Source organism: Streptomyces sp. WM6386 (assembly GCF_000972385.1).
In the GTDB taxonomy this organism is placed as follows: domain Bacteria; phylum Actinomycetota; class Actinomycetes; order Streptomycetales; family Streptomycetaceae; genus Streptomyces.
In genome coordinates, this window is record NZ_JXTE01000007.1 from 51,535 (window position 1) to 73,016 (window position 21,482).

Below are 21,482 nucleotides of genomic sequence, written 5' to 3' on the forward strand. Positions count from 1 at the left end.
TGACAGCATTTCAACGGGATCTCACCATGGACGACCTGGTCGTCCCCGGAATCGCCGTGGTCGCGGGCCTGGTTGCCGCGTTCCTGCTGCGGATCCTGCTCAAGTGGCTGGGCAAGCACGCCGACCGCACGAAATGGAGCGGCGACGACGTCATCGTGGCCGCGCTGCGGACGGTGGTGCCCGCGGCGGCGATCGCGGGCGGCATCGCCGTCGCCGCGGCGGCGCTGCCGCTGACGAAGACGACCCAGCGCACCACCAACCAGGTCCTGACCGTCCTGCTGATCTTCGTGGTCACGGTGGCGGCGGCCCGGCTGGTGGCCGGCCTGATGCGGTCGGTCACCCAGTCCCGCCCCGGCGTCGCCGGCTCGGCCACGATCTTCGTCAACATCACCCGTGTGCTGGTCCTGGCGATCGGCTTCCTGGTGGTGCTCCAGACCCTGGGTGTCTCCATAGCGCCGATGCTCACCGCCCTCGGCGTCGGCGGTCTGGCGGTCGCGCTCGCCCTGCAGGACACCCTCGCCAACCTCTTCGCGGGCATCCACATCCTCGCCTCCAAGACCGTCCAGCCCGGTGACTACATCCGGCTGAGCAGCGGGGAGGAGGGCTATGTCGAGGACATCAACTGGCGTCAGACGACAGTCCGGGCGCTCTCCAACAACCTGGTCGTCATCCCCAACGGGGAGCTCGCCAAGTCGAACATGACCAACTTCATGCGCCCCGAGCAGCAGTTGACGATCCTGGTCCAGGTCGGGGTCGGCTACGACAGCGACCTGGACCACGTCGAGCGGGTGACCATCGAGGTCGTCGCCGAGGTGATGACCGAGATCACCGGCGCGGTCCCCGACCACGAACCGCTGGTCCGCTTCCACACCTTCGGCGACTCCCGGATCGGCCTCACGGTCATCCTGGGTGTCGGCGAGTTCAGCGACCAGTTCCGTATCAAGCACGAGTTCATCAAGCGCCTGCACAAGCGCTACCGCGCGGAGGGCATCCGCATCCCGGCGCCGACGCGCACGGTGGCACTTCAGCAGGGCGCCGTGGTCATCCCGCAGCAGCGGGGTGCCGAGGAGACCGGCGAGGTGACCTCCGCCCGCCTCGACTGACGGCGCCGTCGTCGGCCGAGGCAGCGAAGCCGCCTCCCCCAGAGACAGGAACCCACCTGGTGCGATATCTCACGCCAGGGTGCGCCCTCCTCTGTCGCGGGCCCCTGTCGAGCCTCGGACGTTCAGGAGATATCTTGATGTCGAGCAATGTTGCAGACGTGGAGCGGAGCACCCGGTGACTGACTCGACCATCATCTATACGCACACTGACGAGGCCCCGGCCCTGGCGACGTATTCCTTCCTGCCGGTGGTCCAGGCGTACGCCTCGCAGGCGGGTGTCGCCGTGGAGACGCGGGACATCTCGCTGGCCGGGCGCATCATCTCGGTGTTCCCGGAGTACCTGACCGAGGACCAGCGCATCCCGGACGCCCTGCACGAGCTGGGCGAGCTGGCGAAGACGCCCGAGGCGAACATCATCAAGCTGCCGAACGTCTCGGCGTCCATCCCGCAGCTCAAGGCCGCGGTCGCCGAGCTGCAGGCGCAGGGCTACGCGCTGCCGGCCTACCCCGACGACCCGAAGACCGACGAGGAGCGGGACATCCAGGCCCGCTACGACAAGATCAAGGGTTCCGCGGTGAACCCGGTCCTGCGTGAGGGCAACTCCGACCGTCGGGCTCCCGCCTCGGTCAAGAACTACGCCAAGAACCACCCGCACCGCATGGGTGCCTGGTCGTCGGAGTCCAAGACCAACGTCGCCACCATGGGGCAGAACGACTTCCGCTCCACCGAGAAGTCCGTCGTGATCTCCGAGGCGGGTGCGCTGCGGATCGAGCTGGTCGCCGAGGACGGCGCCACCACGGTGCTGCGCGAGTCGGTACCGGTCCTCGAGGGTGAGGTCGTCGACGCGTCCGTGCTGCACGTGGCCGCGCTGCGGGAGTTCCTCACCGCGCAGATCGCCGAGGCCAAGGCCCAGGGCGTGCTGTTCTCCGTGCACCTGAAGGCCACGATGATGAAGGTCTCCGACCCGATCATCTTCGGTCACGTGGTGCGCGCGTTCTTCCCGAAGACCTTCGCGCAGTACGGCACCGCGCTCGCCGCGGCCGGCCTGACCCCGAACGACGGTCTGGGCGGCATCTACAAGGGCCTGGAGTCCCTCCCCGAGGGTGCCGCGATCAAGGCGTCCTTCGACGCCGAGCTCGCCGAGGGCCCGGCCCTGGCGATGGTCGACTCCGACAAGGGCATCACCAACCTGCACGTGCCGTCCGACGTCATCGTCGACGCCTCGATGCCGGCCATGATCCGCACCTCCGGCCACATGTGGGGCCCGGACGGCCAGGAGGCCGACACCCTCGCGGTGCTGCCGGACTCCTCCTACGCCGGTGTCTACCAGGTCGTCGTCGACGACTGCCGCGCCAACGGCGCCTACGACCCCTCGACGATGGGCTCGGTCCCGAACGTCGGCCTCATGGCGCAGAAGGCCGAGGAGTACGGCTCCCACGACAAGACCTTCGAGATCAAGGCGGCCGGTACGGTCCGTCTGGTCGACCAGGCCGGCAACGTCCTCATCGAGCAGCCGGTCGCCGAGGGCGACATCTTCCGTGCCTGCCAGACCAAGGACGCGCCGATCAAGGACTGGGTGAAGCTCGCCGTCACCCGCGCCCGCGCCACCGGTGACCCGGCCGTGTTCTGGCTGGACGAGACCCGCGCGCACGACGCCAACCTGATCGCCAAGGTCAACGCGTACCTGCCGGAGCACGACACCGAGGGCCTGGACATCCGGATCCTCGCCCCGGTCGACGCGACGAAGCTCTCGGTGGAGCGCATCCGCCGCGGCGAGGACACCATCTCGGTCACCGGCAACGTGCTGCGCGACTACCTCACCGACCTCTTCCCCATCCTGGAGCTGGGCACCAGCGCCAAGATGCTGTCGGTCGTCCCGCTGATGGCGGGCGGCGGCCTCTTCGAGACGGGCGCCGGCGGCTCCGCGCCCAAGCACGTCCAGCAGCTGGTCAAGGAGAACTACCTGCGCTGGGACTCCCTCGGTGAGTTCTTCGCGCTGGTCCCGTCCCTCGAGCAGTACGCGGCGGCCACCGACAACCCGAAGGCCAAGGTCCTCGCCGACACCCTCGACCGCGCCACGGCGACCTTCCTCAACGAGGACAAGTCCCCGACCCGTCGCGTCGGCGGCATCGACAACCGCGGCAGCCACTTCTTCCTGTCCCTGTACTGGGCGCAGGAGCTGGCGGCGCAGACCGAGGACCCGGACCTGGCGAAGGCCTTCGCGCCGCTCGCCGAGACCCTCGCCTCGAACGAACAGAAGATCGTCGACGAGCTGAACGCCGTCCAGGGCAAGCCGGCCGACATCGGCGGCTACTACCAGCCCGACCCGGCCAAGGCCGCGAAGATCATGCGCCCGTCCACGACGTGGAACGACGCGCTGGCGTCCCTGAGCTGACGCCGGGGCCCTTCGGGGCCTCTGCATGATCCCGCCCCGGTCGGCACGTGCCCGGCCGGGGCGGAGTGCGTCTCACCAGTTCCGCCCGGAGATCAGCTCCTCCGAGTCCGCCGCCGCGAAGCCGTAGGCATGGGCGATGAACCAGAACTGCTCGCCTATCTCCTCCCGCGCGACGGTCTCGATCTCGCTGCCCGCCGCGTCGAAGGCCGCCTCGAGGTCGTTGAACTCCTCGGTGGCCGCATGCGTCAGTACGTACAGCGCGGCAAGATCGGCGGGCCGTTCCCTCTCGATCCGCTCGCAGAGGCGCAGCAGGATCTCCCTGGCCCGGTCCAGCACGTGGTCGGGGTAGTAGTCGTCCGCGTACAGCGCCTTGAGAAACGGGTAGGCGGTCACCTGCGGATTGCTCATGCTCATGCTCATGCTCATGCTCATGCTGTGATCGTGCACCACACCACTGACAACGCCCCCGGAGCCGCCGCATGACCTCTGCCGAACCGTCCTTCGAGCTGGTGCCCGGAGCCGGGGAATCGCCCGTGATCCTGCATGTGCCGCACTCGGCGCGGGAGATACCGGCCGAGGTGCGGGCGGGGATCGTTCTGCCGGACGCCGCGCTGGAGCGGGAGCTGGACCACATCGTCGACGCGCACACCGCGGAGCTCGCCGCGGAGGCGGCCGGAGCGGCGCGCCTCGCTCCGTGGCGGTTCGTGAACCGGCTCTCCCGGCTGGTCGTCGATCCCGAGCGCTTCCCGGACGAGCGGGAGGAGATGCTCGCCGTCGGGATGGGCGCCGTGTACACCCGGACGACCCGACGCGCGCCGCTGCGGCCCGAGGGCTTCGATCCCGAGCCGCTGATCGCGCGGTACTTCCGGCCGTACGCGCAGGCCATGACCGATGCCGTGGCCCAGCGGCTCGCCGCCACGGGGCGGGCCGTGATCGTCGACGTGCACTCCTACCCCACCGCACCGCTCCCCTACGAACTGCACGGCAAGGGGCCGAGGCCGCCGGTGTGCCTGGGGACCGACTCCTTCCACACCCCTCCCGAGCTCGTCGAAGCCGCTCAGGAGGCGTTCGCCGGCTGTGGGGGGATCGGGCTGGACAGTCCGTTCAGCGGGACGTATGTGCCCTTGGAGTTCCACGGCCGTGATCCCCGCGTGTCCGCGCTGATGGTGGAGATCCGGCGGGACACCTACATGAGCGAACCCGGCGGGCCCGCCGGCCCCGGGCTGCGGATTATGGCGTCGGCCCTCGCCGCTCTCGTCGACGCCGTCACCCGCTGACCACCGGCTGGAGCACTCCCGCGCGACAGCGCACCACAGGGCCGGTGAGGCTGGGGGCATGACCGAGGAGACCAGCACGCTGACCGGCCAGGACCTGCCCGACGTACGGGACTGGCCCACCCTCGACCTCGACGGCACCGAGTTCGATCCGATCCTTGCCGACCTCATGCGAGAAGGGCCGCTGACCCGCATCCGGCTGCCGTTCGGCGAGGGTTGGGCATGGCTGGCCACCCGCTACCAGGACGTCAGGGCCATCACCAACGATCCGCGCTTCGGCCGCACCGCGGGGATGACCCGTCAGGTCACCCGGATCGCCCCGCACTTCAGTCCCCAGCCGGGCTCCCCGGCGTGGGCCGACCAGCCCGATCACAACCGGCTGCGCAAGACGGTGGCCGACGCGTTCACCGTGAGCGCCATGAAGCGGCTGCGGCCTCGCGCGCAGGAGATCCTGGACCCGCTGGTGGAGGGTGTCCTCCGGGACGGTCCGCCCGCCGATCTCGTCGAGCGGGTGCTGGAGCCCTTCCCGGTCGCCGTGATCTGCGAGGTCATGGGGGTGCCCGCCGCCGACCGGGAGCGGATGCACGCCTGGGCGGCACAGATCGTCTCCACCAAGGGCGGGGCCGAGGCTTCCGCGGAGGCCAAGAAGGGCATGTTCGGCTGGATCGCGGACACCGTCCGGGCGCGCGCCCACAGCGAGGGTGACGACGTGTACTCGCGGATCGGCTCGGCCGTGCGGCGGGGCGAGATCAGCGAGGCGGAGGCGGTCGGGCTGGCCGCGCCGTTGCAGATCGGCGGTGAGGCCGTCACCCACAACTGCGGTCAGATGCTGTATCTGCTGCTCACCCGCCCCGAGTTGATGGAGAGGATGCGGGATCGGCCCGGGGAGCGCGGACCCGTCCTCGACGAACTGCTCCGCTACATCCCGCACCGCTCCTCGGTCGGCCTGGCGCGGATCGCCCTGGAGGACGTCGACCTGCACGGGGTGCGGATCGGGGCGGGCGAGGCGGTCTACGTCTCCTACCTCGCCGCCAACCGCGACCCCGACGTCTTCCCGTCCCCCGACCGGATCGACGCCGACCGCGACCCCAACCCGCACCTCTCCTTCGGCAACGGCGCGCACTACTGCACCGGCGCCGTTCTCGCCCGGCTGCAGATCGAGCTGCTGGTCGACACCCTGCTCGACCGGCTGCCCGGTCTGCGCCTCGCGGTCCCGGCCGACCAGGTCCTCTGGCGCCGCAGGACCATGATCCGCGGACCCCGGACGCTCCCCGTGACCTGGTAGGCCGACCCTCGCAAGCGGGCTCAGACCCGCAGCCACTCCGTGACCACGACGTCCCCGCCCGCCCGCAGCCGCAGCGCGAAGGGACCGACGGGCGGCGCGTCGCCGGTGAAGCGGCCCATGTCGTCGGTGACCAGGGGCGCGGCCGCCTGCGGACCGGTGAGCACCTCGATCAGGGCCTGCTGGGGCGGCAGCACCTGCCCCAGCAGCTCCTGTCCGGTCACCTCGACGTCGACGGTGACCTCGCCCGCGCGGAAGGTCAGCATCCGCGGTGCGTCGACGGCTCCCCGCACCGGGATGGCGTCCACCACCGAGTCGAAGGTCAGCTCGGCGATGCGGGCGTCCAGGTCGTGCAACGCGTAGGCCGCCACGGCCATCTCCCGCAGCTGGGCAGGTACCGGATCGAGGATCGAGGCGGCCCGTCGGAGCTCCTCCTCCAGCAGATCGACGTCGAACTCCTCGCCGTCGTAGGCCTCTTCGTCGAAGTCGTCGTGCACGGTGCTCACACCGCCCCCCTTGCTTCCATGCGTGCCCGCAGCCGGCGCAGACAGCGCTGGCGCAGGGGTCCGATGCTGCCCACGGCGATGCCCAGAGCGGAGGAGACCTCCTGGTAGCTGGGCGGCGGTGAGGCCATCAGGATGCGCAGCAACTGCCGGCAGCGGTCGCCGAGTTCCTCGAACTCCTGCCACAGGTGACGGATCCGCTCGCTCTGCACGGCCGCCTCCTCGGAGTCGAGCAGCGACTGCTCGGGGGTGCGGTCCTCGCTGACCCGGTCGAGCAGCTGCGGATCGTCCGTGGGTGTCAGTCGCCTTAAGCTCTTGAGCACCTTCAGGCACTCATGCCGTGCGGTGCTCGCCAGCCACGAGCCGGCCTTCTGCGGTTCACGGATCCGGCCGAGATGCTGGGCGAAGCGGAACCACACCGTCTGGTACACCTCGTGCGCGTCGGCGTCGGACAGCCGGTGCGCGCGCACGACGGACCACACCAGTGGGCTCAGCCCTTCCACGAGCGCCTTCCAGGCCGCCGCGTCACCGTCGACGGCGGACTGGACCAGCGCGCCGACATCTGCTCGGTCCACGGCCCCACCCCTCGTGTACGGCATGTCATCGTACGCCGTGACGGGGGCGAGTTCGGCCCTCACAGTTGTACAGCCGTGCTCGGGCGCCAGGTCGGCGGAATGAGCGCGGTGACGTGCGCCCCTCGCACCTCCGCGAACTCGGTGTTGGCCGCGATCAGTTGCTGCCGGGCGGCCCGCGGGTCGCCCTCCTTGTTGGCGGTCATGTACGCGGCCACCATGCCGGCGGCGGCAGGGGTGGCGAAGGAGGTGCCGCTCCAGTGCGCGAAGCCGTCGAACATCACCTGGTCCGGCTTGGCGGGGGTGCCGTCCTCGCTCAACACGCCCGCGTGACGGGGGTGCTGGCAGGTGCACAGGTAGCCGAAGTGGAAGCGGCAGGCCTCGTACGTGGAGTGCTGGTACACGTACGGGATCGGGGCGTCGAAGCCGGTGAGGGTGCTGGTGAGGCGCTCACCGGGGGCGTAGGCGTTGACCCAGGAGCCGTGGTTGCTGAAGCAGGCGCCGTGGTCACCGTCGGTGCGCAGCGCGCCGATCGACAGGACCGAGCCCGCGTAGTCGGGCAGCGAGGCGTAGGCGGCAGGCCAGAAGGGCGTGGCGCTGGCATTGTTGCCGGCCGCGGCGACCAGCAGGGTGCGCTGCTGCCGGAGTTCCCTCATGAAGGCGTCCACGCCGAGCAGGCCGTCGGTGCGGCCGTTGGAGGTGCCCGCGGAGAGGCTGATGATTTCGGGCCAGCCGCCCTCGTCGACCGCGGCGAACAGGGCCTCGCCGAAGTCGGATTCGAGGATGGCGCCTGCGTCGTTGAGGGTGCTGCGCACGGTGATGTCCGTGTTGGGCGCGATGGCCGCGAGTATCCCGGCGATGAAGGTGCCGTGGCCGACGTACTGGAGCAGGTTGCCCTGCGCGTCGGTCTCGGAGCCGTGCAGGTCGCCCTGGACGTGGCCCAGCAGCGGGACGAGCCGGTGGTCGTGGGTGAGACCGTTGTCGATGACGAGGACGCCCACGGCGGTGTCCGCGTCGTAACCCGCCTCGGCGGGGGCCGGGTTGGTGCCCTGGTTGAGCGGGGCGGGCACGGGCTCGTCGCCCGGACAGGAGTTCACCGCGATCGACACCACGTGGTTGCGGCTGACGAGACGGCGTCCGGCGCGTCCCTCCGGCTCGCGCATGGCGCGCAGGGCGTTGGCGACCGCCCGGTCGGCGCGCCGGTCGCCGTGGCCGGGGTCACCGACCTCGATTCGGGTGATGCCGGAGCGGTTGGTCTGCGGCCCGGCCCGGCGCACCTGGTCGCCGCTCAGACCGGTCGCGGCGGTGAAGTGGGTACGCACGGTGTCCTCGACGAGTGCCGCCTCCTCACCGTCCCTGGCGAGTACCACACCCTTCTCGTAGATGAACTCGGCCGAATCGTCGGGCCCCAGTGCCAGGGCGACGTCGGGCATCGAACGTTGGATCTGGTCGAACTGCTCGGTGAATCGCTGTGGTGCCATGGCGTGTCCTCCCACTGGGCGGTGGTCGTCAGTCAGAGTCGCGGGGCCGTTGATTGATACAGCGCCAAACCTGTGTGGCGCGCTACCCGGAGCACTACCATCCGTTGAGTGACGGCGAGAAGCGACTCGGTTCTCGAACTGCTGCCCATGGTGTTCGCCGCCCCCAACCAGGCGCTGGCGAGGGCGGAAGAGGTACTCGGCTCCGATCCCCTACCGCTGCACGCCTCCATCGCCCACCAGGTCATCGGCATCTGGCAACGGGACTGGGGCGACCTGAGGATCGCGCTGGAGCATCTGCGGCGCGCCCGCGATCTCGCGGCGCGCGCGGAGTCGGCCGACCGCGAGGCGGATGTGCTGGCCGCGCTCGGTGTGGCGCTGGTGCACGCGGGCCGGACCCGGGAGGGCCTGGACGCGCTGGAGCGGGGTGTCGCGATCGGCAGCGGACACACCCGCGCGCGCGTCCTGTTCCGCCGCGCCTTCGCCTCGTGGGTCCTCGGCCGGCACCGGGAGGCGCTGGAGGACGTCCGCCGGGCGATCCCCGTGCTGCGGCAGGCGGACGATGTGATCTGGACCGCGCGGGCGCTCACCCTGCGCGCGACCGTGCATCTGGCGCTGGGCGCGGTGGAGCGGGCGGACGCCGACTTCACCGCGGCCGAGGCGCTGTGGGACACCACCGGGCAGGATCACGACAAGGCCGACGTGGTGGAGAGCCGGGGTCTGGCCGCGTTCCGGTCCGGGAACGTCCCGGTCGCGCTGCGGCTGCTGGACGAGGCCGAGGAGCGGTACGCCAAGCTCGGCACGCCGTCCTTCATGCTCTACATCCGGCGCTGCGAGGTTCTGATGGCCGCCGGGCTCGTCCCGGAGGCGCTGGCCGAGGCGGACGCGGCGATCGGGGTGCTCGACCGGATCGGCGGACAGTCCACCCGCAAGGCGGAGCTGCTGCTGGCCGCCGCGCGCGCCGCCCGCCTCGCCGGCGATCCCCATACGGCGATCGCGCGTGCCGCGCTCGCGGTGCGGCTGTTCGCCGCGCAGCGGCGCCCCTGGTGGGAGACGCATGCCCGGCTGGTGCTGATCGAGGCGCGGGTCATGGCCGGGCGTGGTTCGGGGCGGCTGGTCGCCGACGCGGCCCAAGTGGCCGAGCGGCTGGCCTCGTTCGGCGCACCGGCCGCACCGGAGGCCTCGTTGCTCGCGGGCCGGATCGCGCTCGGGCTTGGCTGGACGGCCGACGCGGAACGGCATCTGGCCGTCGCCGCCCGCAGCAGACACAGCGGTCCGCCGCTGGCCCGGATGACGGGCTGGGCGGCACAGGCGCTTCGGGCCCGGGCTGCCGGGTCGGGGCGGGGCGTGCTGGAGGCCTGCCGGCACGGCCTGGACGTGCTCGACGATCACCGGATGACGCTGGGCGCCGCCGAGTTGCGGGCCCGGGCCACCGCCCAGGGTGCCGAACTCGCCGCCATGGCCCAGCAGGCCAGTCTCGACTCCGGACCGCGCCGGCTGCTGGTGTGGAGCGAGCGCTGGCGGGCCACCGCGCTGTCCACGCCGCCCACCCGTCCGCCGGCCGATCCGACGCTCCTGGGCGATCTGACCGCGTTCCGCGTGATCGCGGCCCGTGCGGAGGAGGCCCGCATGGAGGGCCGTCCCGTGCCGGCGCTGGATCGCGAACAGCGCCGCCTGGAGCGGGAGATCCGCTCGCGGACCCTGCACATCCGCGGGGACGCACCCGGCTACGGCAGCCGGTTCGATCCGGCGAGGCTGCTGGAGCGGCTGGGGGACGGGATACGTCTGGTCGAACTCGCCGTGCTGGACGGGCGCGTCCAGGTGCTGCTGTGCGGGCAGGGGCGGGTGCGGCGGTTCGAGGCGGGGCTGCTGGCGGACGCGGTGACCGAGGCCGAGCATGTGCAGGCGGGGCTGCGGCGGCTGGCCCACCCCGGGGCGGAGGCACGGCTTCCGCTGGTGGCGGAGGCGGGGCGCCGTCTGGAGGAGCTGTTGCTCGGTCCGGCGGCGGCGCAGCTCGGGTCCGGCCCGGTCGTCGTCGTCCCCCCGGGCCGGCTGCACCGGGTGCCGTGGGCGCTGCTGCCGTCGCTGCGGGAGCGGGTGCTCAGCGTGTCCCCGTCGGCGAGCGGCTGGCTGCGGGCCCGGGAGACCGAGCCGCCGCCCGGTGGACGCCAGGTGCTGGTGCGGGGGCCGGGGCTGGCGACCGAGGGCGCCGAGGTGCCCGAACTGGCGGACCGGTACGGCGGGTCGACGGTGCTGGAGGACGACGACGCGCGCGTGCCGCGGGTGCTGGAGGAGCTCGACGGGGCCGCTCTCGCGCACATCGCCGCGCACGGCACGTTCCGGGCCGACAGCCCGCTCTTCTCGTCGCTGCGGATGGCGGACGGCCCGCTCATCGTGCACGACTTCGAGCGGCTGGACCGCAGCCCGTACCGGATCATCCTGTCCTGCTGCGACACCGCCCGCTTCGCGTCGGTCGGAGCCGACGAGCTGCTCGGCCTGGTCACCGCGCTGCTGCCGCTGGGCACCGCGGGCGTGGTGGCGTGCACGGCGCCCGTCAACGACGCGGCGGTGGTGCCGCTGATGCTCGCGCTGCACAAGGGGCTCGACGCGGGGCTGTCCCTTGCGGAGGCGCTGCGCGACGCGCGGGCCGCGCTGCCCGGGGACGCCACGCATCAGGCCACGGGGTGGGCGTTCTCGGCGTTCGGTGCGGCGTGACGCTCCGCGGGCCGAGCGGTGTGGGCGCCCGGCCCCGCGCGGGCCGGGCGACGGCGGGCCGGCGCCCTGCAAGATGAGACGCTCCGCGGGCCAAGAGGCGGCGGCTCGGCGCCCCGGCGGGCCGAGCGATGGCGGGCCGACGCCGCGCGGGCACGCGATGGCCGCCTGACGCCCGCCCCGCAGGCCGAGCGACGGCGGCCCGACACCTGCGGGCACGGTGTGGCGGCCTGACCCCTCCCCCGATCACGGGGGTCAGACCGCCGGTCCGTGGGCCGGCTCAGGCCGGCTGTGCGTCGGGCAGTTCCACGAGCCACGGCAGTGCGCCCCGGCCACCCGCGCCGAGCCGGGCGTACGCGCTGTAGAGGTGGTTGCCGACGGTGCGGATGGACAGGGTCAGCTTCTCGGCGATCTGCCGGTTGCTGAGGCCGGCGGCCGCGAGGGTGACGATCTGCCGCTGGCGGGCGGTGAGTTCACCGAGGACGAGACCGGACAGAGCCGGGGTGCGGGCCCCCTGGCAGCGGCGTGCCAGGGCGACCGCACGGGTGCGTGAGGTGCGGGCGGCCCGGGGGTCACTGTGGACGTGCACGGCCTGGGCACAGGCCTCGGCGGCGAAGAGCAGGAACCCCCGTTCCTCCAGCCGCTCGGCCACCCGGTCCAGGGCGGGTCCGTCGGCGCGGGCGAGCGCGTCGGCGTGCAGGGCGAACACGTCGACCCGGGCCGGGACCCGCTCGTCCATGGACACGGCGCGGCGGCCCCACCGCGGCCCGTCTCCCGGCGCCGGCATGCCGGCGTGCCGATCCCGGTCGGGCCCGACGTCGCGCGTGAGCACATCGGTGCCCTCCCCCGGCGCAGCGGCCTCCTCCCACCCGAGCGGCCCCGCATCGGCCGACCTGCCGGGTGCGCCCAGGCGTACGGCGTCGTAGGTGCGGCTGACCGCTTCGAGGGCCGTGTCGAGGTCGCCGCGGGCGGCCGCGCGCCAGGCCTCCGCGCGGGGGCCCGCGTCCAGGTCGGTGTCCGCGAGTTCGCCGGACTGCAGGACGGCCAGGGCGAGTTCGGCACGGCAGGACGCATCGCCCGCCGTGTCCCGCAGCCCCTCCCTCGCCCAGGCCGCCGCCTCCCGCAGCTCTCCGCGCAGCCGTGCGAACCGCGCCCGCACCGCCGCGTACCAGGCCGGCACCGGCTCCCCCTCGGCCACGAGCCACTCCCCCACGGGCGCGCACGACGTCGTCACATCCGCCCGCTCCATCCGCCGTGACAGCTCGGCCGCCTCCTCCTCCAGCGCCGCCTTGCACTGCTCCGGCGTACGGGCGAGCCGCCGCGCCCGCAGCCGGCCGGCCGCCGCCCGCAGGACGGGACCGTGCAGGGGGTGGGCCAGGCGTACGCCGCCGTGGTCGTCGACCCGCACCATGCCCTCGGCCTCCAGGTCCTCGAGGACACGCAGGTCGACTGCCTCCATGTCCAGCGTCAACGGCTCGGCGAACGCGAGGAGTTCGAGCGTCTCGCGCTCCCGCCGGTCCAGGACGCCGGCCGTCCGCTCCCGCACGGTCGCCGTCACGGGCACCGGCCCCCGCCACGCCCACTCGTCCGAGCCCGGCACCCGGCCGAGCAGCCCGCCTTCCCGCACGGCACCGACCACCTCGCGCAGCAGCCGCAGATCCCCCCGGCACAGCCGGTGCAGCCGGTTCACGGTGAGCGGCTCCAGCCCGCCCCCGACGCCCGCCGCCAGCAGCTGGGCCGTCTCCTCGTGGGGCAGTGGCTCCAGAGCGAGGCGGGGCAGCAGCTCGCCGGTCCAGAGACGGGACACCGCACCCGGGGCGCGGACGCCGTCCGTGGCCACCACCAGGAGCCGGGTACGGCCGTGCACCGCGAGCTGGTGGACCAGGGCGGCCGAGGCGTCGTCGAGCAGGTGCGCGTCGTCCACCAGCAACAGCCGTACCGCGGACAGCAGTTGGACGGCGCGGTGCAGGGAGACCGTCTCGGGCAGCAGATGGGCGAACGCGGCGAAGGGGAGGTGCCGGGTCTCCGGCGTCCCGGCCACCCTGGCGCAGTCGGTGCCGCGTACGGCCTCCGTGACGAGCCGGGTCTTGCCGCAGCCCACCGGACCGGTCACCACGATGCCGTGGTGACCTGCGGCCGAGGACCGGCGGATCAGCTCCAGTTCGTCCTCCCGGCCGGTGAACGGCCAGGGCAGTTCCAGGGTCTTCGCGTCGCGTTCGAAAATCGTCACGCCTACAAGAGCCCGAGTACTCACACCTGATACACAGGGACTTGAGTAGCCCTCGACTCAGGCGCCCGCCGGGCACCGACGGCACTCTTGGCGCATGACCTCCCGCTACTGCTCCCTCGCGCAGCAGCCGGCCCCCGCCTTCGCACCGGGGCTGGCCGCCGAGAGGCTCAGTGCGCTCATCGGCGCAAGCCGGATGTGGGTCAACAACACCGTGCTGCACTACCACTTCTTCGACGGCGAGTCCGACGCCTCGGTCATCGCCGTACCCGGCAGCGGGGCGACCCGGCGGGTGTCGTGGGTCGGCGCCAAGGAACAGCGTGACGTGGTGCGCGAGTGCTTCCAGGAGTGGCAGGACCTCGGCGTCGGCGTCACCTTCGCCGAGGTCGGCGACCGCGGCGAGGCGGAACTGCGCATCGGGTTCCAGCTCGGCGACGGCTCCTGGTCGACCGTGGGCAGGGACGCGCTGCGCGTCGGACTGCACGAGCGGACCATGAACTTCGGCTGGGACCTGACCGCGCCCGGGGAGCGCGGGACGGCCCTGCACGAGATCGGGCACGCGCTCGGCATGCACCACGAGCACCAGAACCCGTTCGCCGGGATCCACTGGGACGACGAGGCCGTGTACGCCGATCTGGCGGGCCCGCCGAACCACTGGACCCGGGACAGGACGTACTTCAACATCCTGCGCAAGCTGGACGTCCGTGAGGTGAACGGGTCCGCCTGGGACCCGCAGTCGATCATGGAGTATCCGTTCTCGGCGGGGCTGATCCTGGAGCCGGAGCAGTTCCGTGCGGGCCTCAACCCGCCCGGTACGCTCTCGCCCTCCGACAAGGAGTACGTCCTGCGCTGGTACCCGTCGGCCGGCCCGTCGCGGCCGCCCGGACTGGTGCCGTTCCGTTCGGCTCCGCTCGGTCTGGGCCCGGGCGAACAGGCCGACTTCACCGTCGAGCCGCCGGAGACCCGCGAGTACAGCGTGGGCACCTTCGGCGACAGCGACACCGTCGTGGTGGTCTTCGAGGAGCGGGACGGGGAACCCCGCTATCTCGCCGGCCAGGACGACGGAGGGGCGCCGCACAACGCCACCGTCAAGGCCCGTCTCGTCAAGGGCCGTCGATACTTCGTCCGTGTGCGCCTGTACTCCGCGTGGGGTTCGGGGGAAACCGCGGTCATGTGCTGGTGACAGCGCGTACAGGCCGCACACGGGCGATGCCGGCCACTGTCCGGCGCCGGGGGAAGCGGCGGCGACAGTCTCCTTCGGGGGAGGGAGACTGTCGCCGCCCACGCCATGTCCGGAGCACCGGCCCCCCTGCACACGCCTTCGCCGGGCTAGGATCCGCTCATGCTTGCTTCGGACGGCGGCACGGGCGATGAGCTGCGGGACTTCCTTCTGATGATCCTGTGGCTGCTGCCGATCACGGCGGTGCTGTGTGCGGTGTCCTGTGGGGTGTTCTTCGGGGCCGGGCGCAGGCTGCGGGCGGCCGGTGAGACGTATGCCGCGACGGCCAAGGCGCGCAACGCCGTGGCGACCGGGATGCTCGCCCTGTTCCTCGCCGCCTGCTGGGGTGCCGCTGCCCTGATGCTTCAGTAGCGGGCGGCCGTCCGGCGTGCCGTGTCCGCCACCGACTTCCGCACCTCCGGCGGTCCGAGGACCGCCTTCGAACCAGGGAGACAGCACATGATCACCGGTTACGTCCTCGGCGAAAGCCTGCGTCCCGGCGCCGAGTTCGCCCCGCGGGGCTTGCGCATCCGTGCGGTGAAGCGGCTCGACGTCTCGACGAGCGCCGCGGAGGGGCAGCCCCCGGTGTGGACGCTCGTGGAGTGGGAGGCCGAGGAGAGTGCCGCCCAGGAGATCGCCGACGCGCTCGCCGGGGCGTTGGAGCCGGTGCACGGGTGGTACGCCGACTTCACCGCCGGGGACGAGCGGGTCGTCGTCTTCGCCGGGAAGGTTTTCCGGTACCGGCGCGGGGACGAGGCGGGCCGGGCCGAGGCGATCGCCCACGGGAGGTCCGTGGGCACGCCCGGGCATCAGCTCGACTGGGCGGAGTGACCTCGCTTCCGCCATTCCTCCGCGAGGAGTTCGTAGGAGCGCACCCGGCCGGCGTGGCCGTGGGTGATGGTGGTGATGAGCAACTCGTCGGCGTCCGTGGCCTCCTGGAGCTGTTCGAGGCGGTCGGCGACCGTCGCCGGGGAGCCCCCGAACTGGGTGTCGACGCGGTCCTGGACCAACTCCCGGTCCTCGTCGGTCCATGCGTGGGCGCGGGCCTCGTCCGGCGTCGGGAACTGGATGGCGCCCTCGGCGGTGCGGATGCTGCGGACCCACGGGCCGTAGCCGGTGGCCAGTTCACGGGCGGTCTCGTCGTCCTCGGCGACCACGACATCGGCCGAGACGCTGACGTATGGCTTGTCGAGGATGTCGGAAGGCTCGAAGAAGGACCGGTACCCGTCCACGGCCTCCAGGACGGTGGCCGGGCTGACGTGGTAGTTCGCCGCGAACCGCAGACCCCGCGCCCCCGCCGTCCCGGCGCTCGTGCCACCGCTGCTGCCCAGGATCCACAGCTCGACGTCGGCACCCTCGCCCGGCACCACGTGTGCCTCGATGCCCTCCGGGGAGCGGTAGGTGCCCGCCAGCAGGGCGAGGATGTCGTCGATCTGCTCGGCGTACTCCTGCGACTCGGCGCCGGGCAGCAGGAGCAGCTTGCGCTGGAGAGCGATCCGGGGCGAGCCGAGGAGGCGGGCGAAGGAGAAACGGGGCGGGATGAGCAGGCCGTTCGGGACCCGGCCCTCGACCTCGGAGGAGCCGGTCGGCTTCTCCGCCGGTGGCCGGCCGGTGACCTTGTCCTGTCGCCAGATCTTCCGGAAGACCTCGTAGCTCTCGGCGTTGCGGTCCCACTGGTCCTCGGGCGTGACCTGGAACAGCTCACGCTGGGCGGCGCCGTTGCCCTTGCCGGTGATCAGGTCGAGGCGGCCCTCGGAGAGATGGTCGAGGGTGGCGTAGTCCTCGTAGGCGCGCACCGGGTCGAGCAGGCTCAGGGTCGTGACCGCCGTGAAGAGCCTGATGCGCCGGGTCAGGGCGGCGATGTGGCTGAGGACGACGGTCGGCGAGGAGGAGATGAACGGCCGCTCGTGCCGCTCCCCCACGCCGAAGCCGTCGAAGCCCAACTCCTCGGCCGGCACGGCGTTGTCGAGCACTTCACGGAAACCGGTCGTGCGTCGACTTCCGCACGCCCGTGACCGGGTCCGGCCGGTGCACGATCAGCGTGATGGCGAGGAACTTCACGAGGCCACCCGCTGCTCGCCCGAGGTCTCGTCCGGGTGGGCGAGGCCGAGGTGGTCGCGCAGGGTCGTGCCCTCGTACTCGGTGCGGAAGACGCCCTGTTCCTGGAGCAGCGGGACGACCTTGTCGGCGAAGACGTCGAGGCCGGTCGGGGTGATGTGCGGGACCAGGATGAAGCCGTCGCTCGCGTCGGCCTGGACGTAGTCGTTGATGGTCCTCGCGACCGTCGCCGGGGAGCCGACGAAGTTCTGCCGGTTGCCCGACTCGATGACGAGGTCACGGATGGACCAGTTGTTGGCGGCGGCGAGCTCGCGCCATTCGCGGGCGGTGGCCAGCGGGTCGCGGTACATACGGACCTGGGCGCGGCCCTTGGCGATGTGGTCGCCGCTGACGTCCGGGTCGATGTCGGGGAGCGGGCCCTCCGGGTCGTACGAGGACAGGTCGCGGTTCCAGACGAACTCCAGGTGCCTGAGGGCGGTGGCCCCGCTGACCTGCTGGCGGCGCACCTGCTTGGCGAGTTCCTCGGCCTCCTCGTCGGTGTCGCCGAGGACGAAGCTCGCGGCGGGCAGGATCAGCAACTGGTCATGGCGGCGGCCGTACTTGGCGAGGCGCTTCTTGACGTCCGTGTAGAAGGCCTGGCCTGCGTCCAGCGTGGCGTACCGGCTGAAGATGGCGTCGGCGCTCGACGCGGCGAATTCGCGGCCCTCTTCCGAGTCGCCCGCCTGGAAGATGACCGGGCGGCCCTGCGGGGAGCGGGGGACGTCGAACTGGCCGTGGATGTCGAAGTGTTGACCGGTGTGGACGAAGGAGCCCGCCTTGGCGTCCCGCAGAAACTGCCCCGAGGCCTGGTCGGCGAGGATCTCGTCGCCCTGCCACGAGTCGAAGAGCTCGTTCGCGGTGGCCAGGAACTCCTTCGCTCGGGAGTAGCGCTCCTCCTGCGGGAGGAAGCCGCCGCGGCGGAAGTTCTCACCGGTGAAGGCGTCCCAGGAGGTGACCACGTTCCAGGCGGCGCGGCCGCCGGAGAGGTGGTCGAGGCTGGCGAACTGGCGCGCCACCTCGTAGGGCTCGTTGAAGGTGGAGTTGATGGTGCCGGTCAGGCCGAGTCGGTCGGTGACGGCGGCGAGCGCGGCGAGGACGGTGAAGGTGTCGGGGCGGCCGACGACGTCCAGGTCGTAGATCTTCCCGCCCTGTTCACGCAGCCTGAGTCCCTCGGCGAGGAACAGGAAGTCGAACTTGGCGCGTTCGGCGGTCTGCGCGAAGTGGGCGAAGGAGCTGAACTCGATATGGCTGCCGGCCTCGGGGTCGCTCCACACGGTGGTGTTGTTGACGCCCGGGAAGTGGGCGGCCAGATGGATCTGCTTCAGCGGCTTGGTCATGGCTCTGCGGGGTCCTTCCGGCTCAGGCGGCGTAGCGGTTGGCGGGGCGGGCGAGGCCCAGCAGACCGCGCAGGGTGTCGGCCTCGTAGGCGTCGCGGAAGGCGTCGCGGCGCTGGAGTTCGGGGACCAGGCCCCGGGTGATGGCCGGGAGGTCGTGGCCGAGGACGGCGGGGCGCAGTCGGAAACCGGTCAGCCCTGCGGATCGCAACTCCTGGAGCAGATCGGCGAGTTGGGCCGGGGTGCCGGTGAAGATGCGGGCGTCGCTCTCGTACGGCTCTCCCGCGGCGGCGTCGAGGCGCTCACGGCGTGCCGCGGCGGCTGCGGGGTCGTCGTCGAGGAAGACCACCAAGTCCCCGAAGATGTGCAGGGGTTGGTCGGCGCGGCCGGCCCGCTCCTGTTCGGCGCGGATCTCGGCGACGATGGCCCGGGCCTGGTCGGTGTCGTGCGGGGTGACGTAGCCGACGTCGGCCTGGCGGGCCACCAGCCGGTACGGGACGGTCTGGTGCGCGAGGGCGCTGACCAGGGGCTGGCCCTGCGGCGGGCGCGGGGTGATGGAGGGTCCCTTGACGCTGAAGTGCTTGCCCTGGAAGTCGATGTAGTGCAGTTTGTCGCGGTCGATGAAGCGGCCGGTGGCGACGTCCCGGATCTCCGCGTCGTCCTCCCAGCTGTCCCAGAGCCGGCGGACGGCCTCGACATAATCGGCGGCCTCGTCGAAGAGGTCGCTGACGAGTTCCTGTCCGGCGGGGCTCTGGAGCTCGGCCAGGCTCAGCGGTGGGACGGTGCGGCGGCCGAAGTGGTCGGCCTCGTCCGGGCGGGGCGAGATCTGCACGCGCAGCCCGGCGCGGCCGGTGCTGACGTAGTCCAGGGTGGCGATCGCCTTGGAGATGTGGAACGGCTCGGTGTGGGTGGCGATCATGGTCGGCACCAGCCCTATGTGCCGGGTCAGGGGCGCGACGCGGGAGGCGATCAGTACGGCGTCGAGGCGGCCGCGGACCTGGTCGGTGCGGCCGTCCAGCTCGCCGAAGACCGAGGACTGCAGGCCGAGGCCGTCCTCGAAGGTCACGAAGTCGAGCAGGCCGCGCTCGGCCTCGGCGACCAGGTCGGCCCAGTAGGCGGCGGTGAACACGTCCCGGGGGCGGGCGACCGGCTCGCGCCAGGAGGCCGGGTGCCAGCCGGTGCCGTCGAGGGCCACGGCGAGGTGCAGGGGGGAAGAAGGGGACACGAGTGGGTGCCTTCCTGGAGATCCGTACGAGATCACCGGCCCGGGCACGCGGCACTCAGGGCACGGTGGCGGAGAAGGAGGTCAGGGGCGACAGAGGGCGCCGGCGACACGCTGGAGGTCGATGTAGGGACGGGAGTGCAGAAGGGGTCGATCGATGTGCCGCACGTCCCCGCCTCCCGCCCTGGTGGTGCGTGTCTCGTCCCGACTCACAACGCCCTCGCCCGGGCATCTGTTCCCGGCGTGCGTACCTGGAGGATGGTCGTGCGGCGGCGCAGGGTGAAGCCGATCGACTCGTACAGCCGGATCGCGGTGGCGTTGTTCGCGGCGGCGTGCAGGAACGGGGTCTGGCCGCGCTCCCTGATGCCCGCCGCGACCGCGCGCACGAGACGGGTGCCGAGGCCCCGGCCACGGTGTGCCGGGGCGGTGCAGTCGGCGCTGATCTCGGTCCAGCCGGGCAGGTGGAGCCTCCCGCAGCCTTCGGCCGGGGGGACCCCCATCTCGCTTCGCTCGCCGGCCAGGGCGACGAGCCTGCCGTGGTGCTGGATGCCGAGGTAGGTGCCGAGGTGGACGGTGCGGGCGAGGAAGGGTCCTGGTCCGGTGCGGGCGACGAGGTCCAGGATGTCGGGTACGTCGTCGGGGCCGAGCCTTACGGCCTCCGGGGCGGGTTCGGCCCGCAGGTGGGTGTCGACGAGCTGGACGCCCTGGCCGCCGCCGCCGACGACGTCCCATCCGTCGGGGTCGGTCTCGACTCCCTTGACCCGTGCGGTGGTTGCCGGGCCGAGGAGGGTGTGCAGGTCGCTCCAGGCGGCCGGATCCGCCGGGTCGGCGAGCGCGGCGAACGCGTACACGTCCGCCGGGTAGCGCGCCGCCCGGCCCGAACGCTCGGCGAAGGCCGCGTGCGGTCCGTCCAGGGCTGCCCAGACGGGGTTGTCCAGGAGACGGGTTCCGAGGGCGATCTGGTGGACCACGACGGCCTTTCCCACAGAGCGTTCTGACGGATGATCAGGAGTTGGTGAGCGGCAGCCCGGGCGGGTTGACCTCGGACTTGGCGACGGCCTCGCCCGCGAGGTTCCAGGCCTTGAGCCACTTCGCGTACTGACCGTTCTCGATCAGGTGGTTGATGGCTGCGGCCAGCGGCTTCGCGAGGCCGCTGTCCTTCTTGGCGGTCGCGGCGATCAGACCCTGGAGGCTCTCACCGGCACCCGAGAACTGGCCCGCGACACGGGTCGCCTGCGGCGAGTCGGCCGTCTGCGTCGCGTGGTAGGAGAGGCTCGGGCTGGGGCCGAAGTAGGCGTCGATCTTGCCGCTGTTCAGCGCCAGGTAGAGGCTGTTGGTCTCCTGGAAGTACTTGACGGTGAGCTTCTTGCCCTCCTTCTCCAGCTTCGCCTTCCACTCCAGGAGGAGCTTCTCCTGGTTGGTGCCGTTGCTGACGGAGACCGTCTTGCCCGCGAGGTTCTCGTAGTTGTTGTCGAAGTTCCAGGTATCGTCCTTCTTCACCTCGAACGCGAGATCGTCCTTGCGGTAGGAGGCGAACTCGTACTTCTGCTTGCGCTCCTCGGTGTCGGTGACGTTGGAGAAGGCCACGTCGACCTTGCCGCTGTCGAGGCCGATGAACAGGTTCTCCCAGGTCGACCGCCGCACCTGCGGCTCGAGCCCGAGGACGGCGGAGACCAGGCGGGCGAGGTCGACCTCGGAACCGGTGAGCGACTTCTGGTCGCTGCCGACGAAACCGAGCGGCGGGCTGCCGGAGGGCAGGGTGCCGGACCCGATGACCAGCTTGCCGCTCTTCTTGATGTCGTCGGGCAGCAGGGAGCTGATGGACTTCACCTCGGCGACCTTCAGGGCGGTCTCGGTGGCCGCGCCGTTGGCGAGCCGGCCCACGGTCACCGTGCCGGCGCTGTCGGAGGTCTTGGTCGCGGCGTCACTCTCGCCCCCGCAGGCGGCGAGCCCGGCGGCGAGGGTGACGGCGGCGGTGGCCGCGGTGATGCCCCGTATCAGGCTGCGTCGGGAGAACTGGGTAGGCATGACTGTCCTTCGTGGCTGGGAGAGGGTGGTGAGGGT

Annotated in this window: 19 protein-coding genes; 8 read left to right on the forward strand and 11 right to left on the reverse strand. The window is 71.9% G+C overall.

Translation table 11 applies throughout. The annotated features are described in order from the left end of the window. The first annotated feature begins 26 nt into the window (after nucleotides 1-26). Together TN53_RS06195 and TN53_RS06200 are read left to right on the forward strand one after the other, a co-directional pair. A complete protein-coding gene (locus TN53_RS06195) occupies nucleotides 27-1,103 on the forward strand; it encodes a mechanosensitive ion channel family protein (protein WP_046257355.1) in 1,077 nt (358 codons plus the stop codon). Nucleotides 1,104-1,278: 175 nt separating this feature from the next. Then, nucleotides 1,279-3,498, forward strand: a complete 2,220-nt coding sequence (locus TN53_RS06200) for an NADP-dependent isocitrate dehydrogenase (RefSeq protein ID WP_046257356.1) — start codon at nucleotides 1,279-1,281, stop codon at nucleotides 3,496-3,498. A gap of 72 nt (nucleotides 3,499-3,570) precedes the next feature. Here the strand turns inward: TN53_RS06200 and TN53_RS06205 are convergent, their stop codons facing one another. Beyond that, entirely contained in the window at nucleotides 3,571-3,912 is a 342-nt protein-coding gene (locus tag TN53_RS06205; RefSeq protein ID WP_046257450.1) for a DUF5713 family protein, read from the reverse strand. A 65-nt stretch (nucleotides 3,913-3,977) separates the two neighbouring features. Here TN53_RS06205 and TN53_RS06210 point away from each other — a divergent pair, with 65 nt between their 5' ends. Beyond that, nucleotides 3,978-4,775 (forward strand): N-formylglutamate amidohydrolase, encoded by a 798-nt coding sequence (locus tag TN53_RS06210; RefSeq protein WP_046257357.1) that lies wholly within the window; start codon nucleotides 3,978-3,980, stop codon nucleotides 4,773-4,775. A gap of 58 nt (nucleotides 4,776-4,833) precedes the next feature. Then, on the forward strand, nucleotides 4,834-6,057 hold the full coding sequence (locus TN53_RS06215) for a cytochrome P450 (RefSeq protein ID WP_046257358.1): 1,224 nt from the start codon (nucleotides 4,834-4,836) through the stop codon (nucleotides 6,055-6,057). A gap of 20 nt (nucleotides 6,058-6,077) precedes the next feature. On the opposite strand, the gene TN53_RS06220 is transcribed toward TN53_RS06215, so the two are convergent. The 3 genes from TN53_RS06220 to TN53_RS06230 are packed head-to-tail and all read right to left on the reverse strand — an operon-like array spanning nucleotide 6,078 to nucleotide 8,610. Next, nucleotides 6,078-6,560: a hypothetical protein gene (locus TN53_RS06220; protein WP_095046328.1), complete on the reverse strand. Its 483-nt coding sequence runs from the start codon at nucleotides 6,558-6,560 to the stop codon at nucleotides 6,078-6,080. Next, the gene (locus TN53_RS06225; protein WP_046257452.1) at nucleotides 6,557-7,132 is read right to left on the reverse strand and encodes an RNA polymerase sigma factor; all 576 of its coding nucleotides are present in this window, start codon (nucleotides 7,130-7,132) and stop codon (nucleotides 6,557-6,559) included. Before TN53_RS06225 ends, TN53_RS06220 begins: the two co-directional genes overlap by 4 nt. A 59-nt stretch (nucleotides 7,133-7,191) precedes the next feature. Further along, the gene (locus TN53_RS06230; RefSeq protein WP_046257359.1) at nucleotides 7,192-8,610 is read right to left on the reverse strand and encodes a S8/S53 family peptidase; all 1,419 of its coding nucleotides are present in this window, start codon (nucleotides 8,608-8,610) and stop codon (nucleotides 7,192-7,194) included. Between the two features lie 147 nt (nucleotides 8,611-8,757). Here TN53_RS06230 and TN53_RS06235 point away from each other — a divergent pair, with 147 nt between their 5' ends. Then, nucleotides 8,758-11,322: a CHAT domain-containing protein gene (locus TN53_RS06235; RefSeq protein WP_046257453.1), complete on the forward strand. Its 2,565-nt coding sequence runs from the start codon at nucleotides 8,758-8,760 to the stop codon at nucleotides 11,320-11,322. Between the two features lie 277 nt (nucleotides 11,323-11,599). Here the strand turns inward: TN53_RS06235 and TN53_RS06240 are convergent, their stop codons facing one another. After that, the gene (locus tag TN53_RS06240) at nucleotides 11,600-13,549 is read right to left on the reverse strand and encodes a LuxR C-terminal-related transcriptional regulator (RefSeq protein WP_046257360.1); all 1,950 of its coding nucleotides are present in this window, start codon (nucleotides 13,547-13,549) and stop codon (nucleotides 11,600-11,602) included. A gap of 94 nt (nucleotides 13,550-13,643) precedes the next feature. Between TN53_RS06240 and TN53_RS06245 the strand changes: the two genes are divergently transcribed. The 3 genes from TN53_RS06245 (at nucleotide 13,644) to TN53_RS06255 (ending at nucleotide 15,596) form a co-directional block, all read left to right on the forward strand. After that, the gene (locus tag TN53_RS06245; protein ID WP_046257361.1) at nucleotides 13,644-14,729 is read left to right on the forward strand and encodes a M12 family metallopeptidase; all 1,086 of its coding nucleotides are present in this window, start codon (nucleotides 13,644-13,646) and stop codon (nucleotides 14,727-14,729) included. 159 nt (nucleotides 14,730-14,888) lie between these two features. Next, complete coding sequence (locus TN53_RS06250; RefSeq protein WP_046257362.1) at nucleotides 14,889-15,137, forward strand: hypothetical protein; 249 nt, start codon at nucleotides 14,889-14,891, stop codon at nucleotides 15,135-15,137. A gap of 87 nt (nucleotides 15,138-15,224) precedes the next feature. Then, on the forward strand, nucleotides 15,225-15,596 hold the full coding sequence (locus TN53_RS06255) for a hypothetical protein (protein WP_046257363.1): 372 nt from the start codon (nucleotides 15,225-15,227) through the stop codon (nucleotides 15,594-15,596). Here the strand turns inward: TN53_RS06255 and TN53_RS06260 are convergent. From TN53_RS06260 to TN53_RS06280, 6 genes are all read right to left on the reverse strand, one after another. After that, on the reverse strand, nucleotides 15,575-16,738 hold the full coding sequence (locus tag TN53_RS06260; RefSeq protein ID WP_234441519.1) for an LLM class flavin-dependent oxidoreductase: 1,164 nt from the start codon (nucleotides 16,736-16,738) through the stop codon (nucleotides 15,575-15,577). The genes TN53_RS06255 and TN53_RS06260 overlap by 22 nt on opposite strands. 84 nt (nucleotides 16,739-16,822) lie before the next feature. Continuing rightward, nucleotides 16,823-18,199, reverse strand: coding sequence for an NtaA/DmoA family FMN-dependent monooxygenase (locus TN53_RS06265; protein ID WP_046257364.1), 1,377 nt, complete (start codon nucleotides 18,197-18,199; stop codon nucleotides 16,823-16,825). A gap of 22 nt (nucleotides 18,200-18,221) precedes the next feature. Then, a complete protein-coding gene (locus TN53_RS06270) occupies nucleotides 18,222-19,421 on the reverse strand; it encodes an LLM class flavin-dependent oxidoreductase (RefSeq protein WP_095046329.1) in 1,200 nt (399 codons plus the stop codon). 81 nt (nucleotides 19,422-19,502) lie between these two features. Next, nucleotides 19,503-19,631 carry a putative leader peptide gene (locus tag TN53_RS49480; protein ID WP_420719084.1) on the reverse strand — a complete coding sequence of 43 codons (129 nt, stop codon included), beginning with the start codon at nucleotides 19,629-19,631 and terminating at the stop codon, nucleotides 19,503-19,505. After that, entirely contained in the window at nucleotides 19,628-20,404 is a 777-nt protein-coding gene (locus tag TN53_RS06275; protein WP_046257365.1) for a GNAT family N-acetyltransferase, read from the reverse strand. Before TN53_RS06275 ends, TN53_RS49480 begins: the two co-directional genes overlap by 4 nt. Nucleotides 20,405-20,423: 19 nt before the next feature. Beyond that, nucleotides 20,424-21,446, reverse strand: coding sequence for an ABC transporter substrate-binding protein (locus TN53_RS06280; protein ID WP_046257366.1), 1,023 nt, complete (start codon nucleotides 21,444-21,446; stop codon nucleotides 20,424-20,426). Nucleotides 21,447-21,482: the final 36 nt, after the last annotated feature.

What these genes read in the sequence shown, in the direction of transcription:
- TN53_RS06195 (WP_046257355.1), top strand. Translation starts at nt 27, where the DNA reads ATGGACGACCTGGTCGTCCCCGGAATCGCCGTGGTCGCGGGCCTGGTT.
- TN53_RS06205 (WP_046257450.1), bottom strand. Translation starts at nt 3,912, where the DNA reads ATGAGCATGAGCAATCCGCAGGTGACCGCCTACCCGTTTCTCAAGGCG.
- TN53_RS06210 (WP_046257357.1), top strand. Translation starts at nt 3,978, where the DNA reads ATGACCTCTGCCGAACCGTCCTTCGAGCTGGTGCCCGGAGCCGGGGAA.
- TN53_RS06215 (WP_046257358.1), top strand. Translation starts at nt 4,834, where the DNA reads ATGACCGAGGAGACCAGCACGCTGACCGGCCAGGACCTGCCCGACGTA.
- TN53_RS06230 (WP_046257359.1), bottom strand. Translation starts at nt 8,610, where the DNA reads ATGGCACCACAGCGATTCACCGAGCAGTTCGACCAGATCCAACGTTCG.
- TN53_RS06235 (WP_046257453.1), top strand. Translation starts at nt 8,758, where the DNA reads ATGGTGTTCGCCGCCCCCAACCAGGCGCTGGCGAGGGCGGAAGAGGTA.
- TN53_RS06245 (WP_046257361.1), top strand. Translation starts at nt 13,644, where the DNA reads ATGACCTCCCGCTACTGCTCCCTCGCGCAGCAGCCGGCCCCCGCCTTC.
- TN53_RS06250 (WP_046257362.1), top strand. Translation starts at nt 14,889, where the DNA reads ATGCTTGCTTCGGACGGCGGCACGGGCGATGAGCTGCGGGACTTCCTT.
- TN53_RS06255 (WP_046257363.1), top strand. Translation starts at nt 15,225, where the DNA reads ATGATCACCGGTTACGTCCTCGGCGAAAGCCTGCGTCCCGGCGCCGAG.
- TN53_RS06265 (WP_046257364.1), bottom strand. Translation starts at nt 18,199, where the DNA reads ATGACCAAGCCGCTGAAGCAGATCCATCTGGCCGCCCACTTCCCGGGC.
- TN53_RS06280 (WP_046257366.1), bottom strand. Translation starts at nt 21,446, where the DNA reads ATGCCTACCCAGTTCTCCCGACGCAGCCTGATACGGGGCATCACCGCG.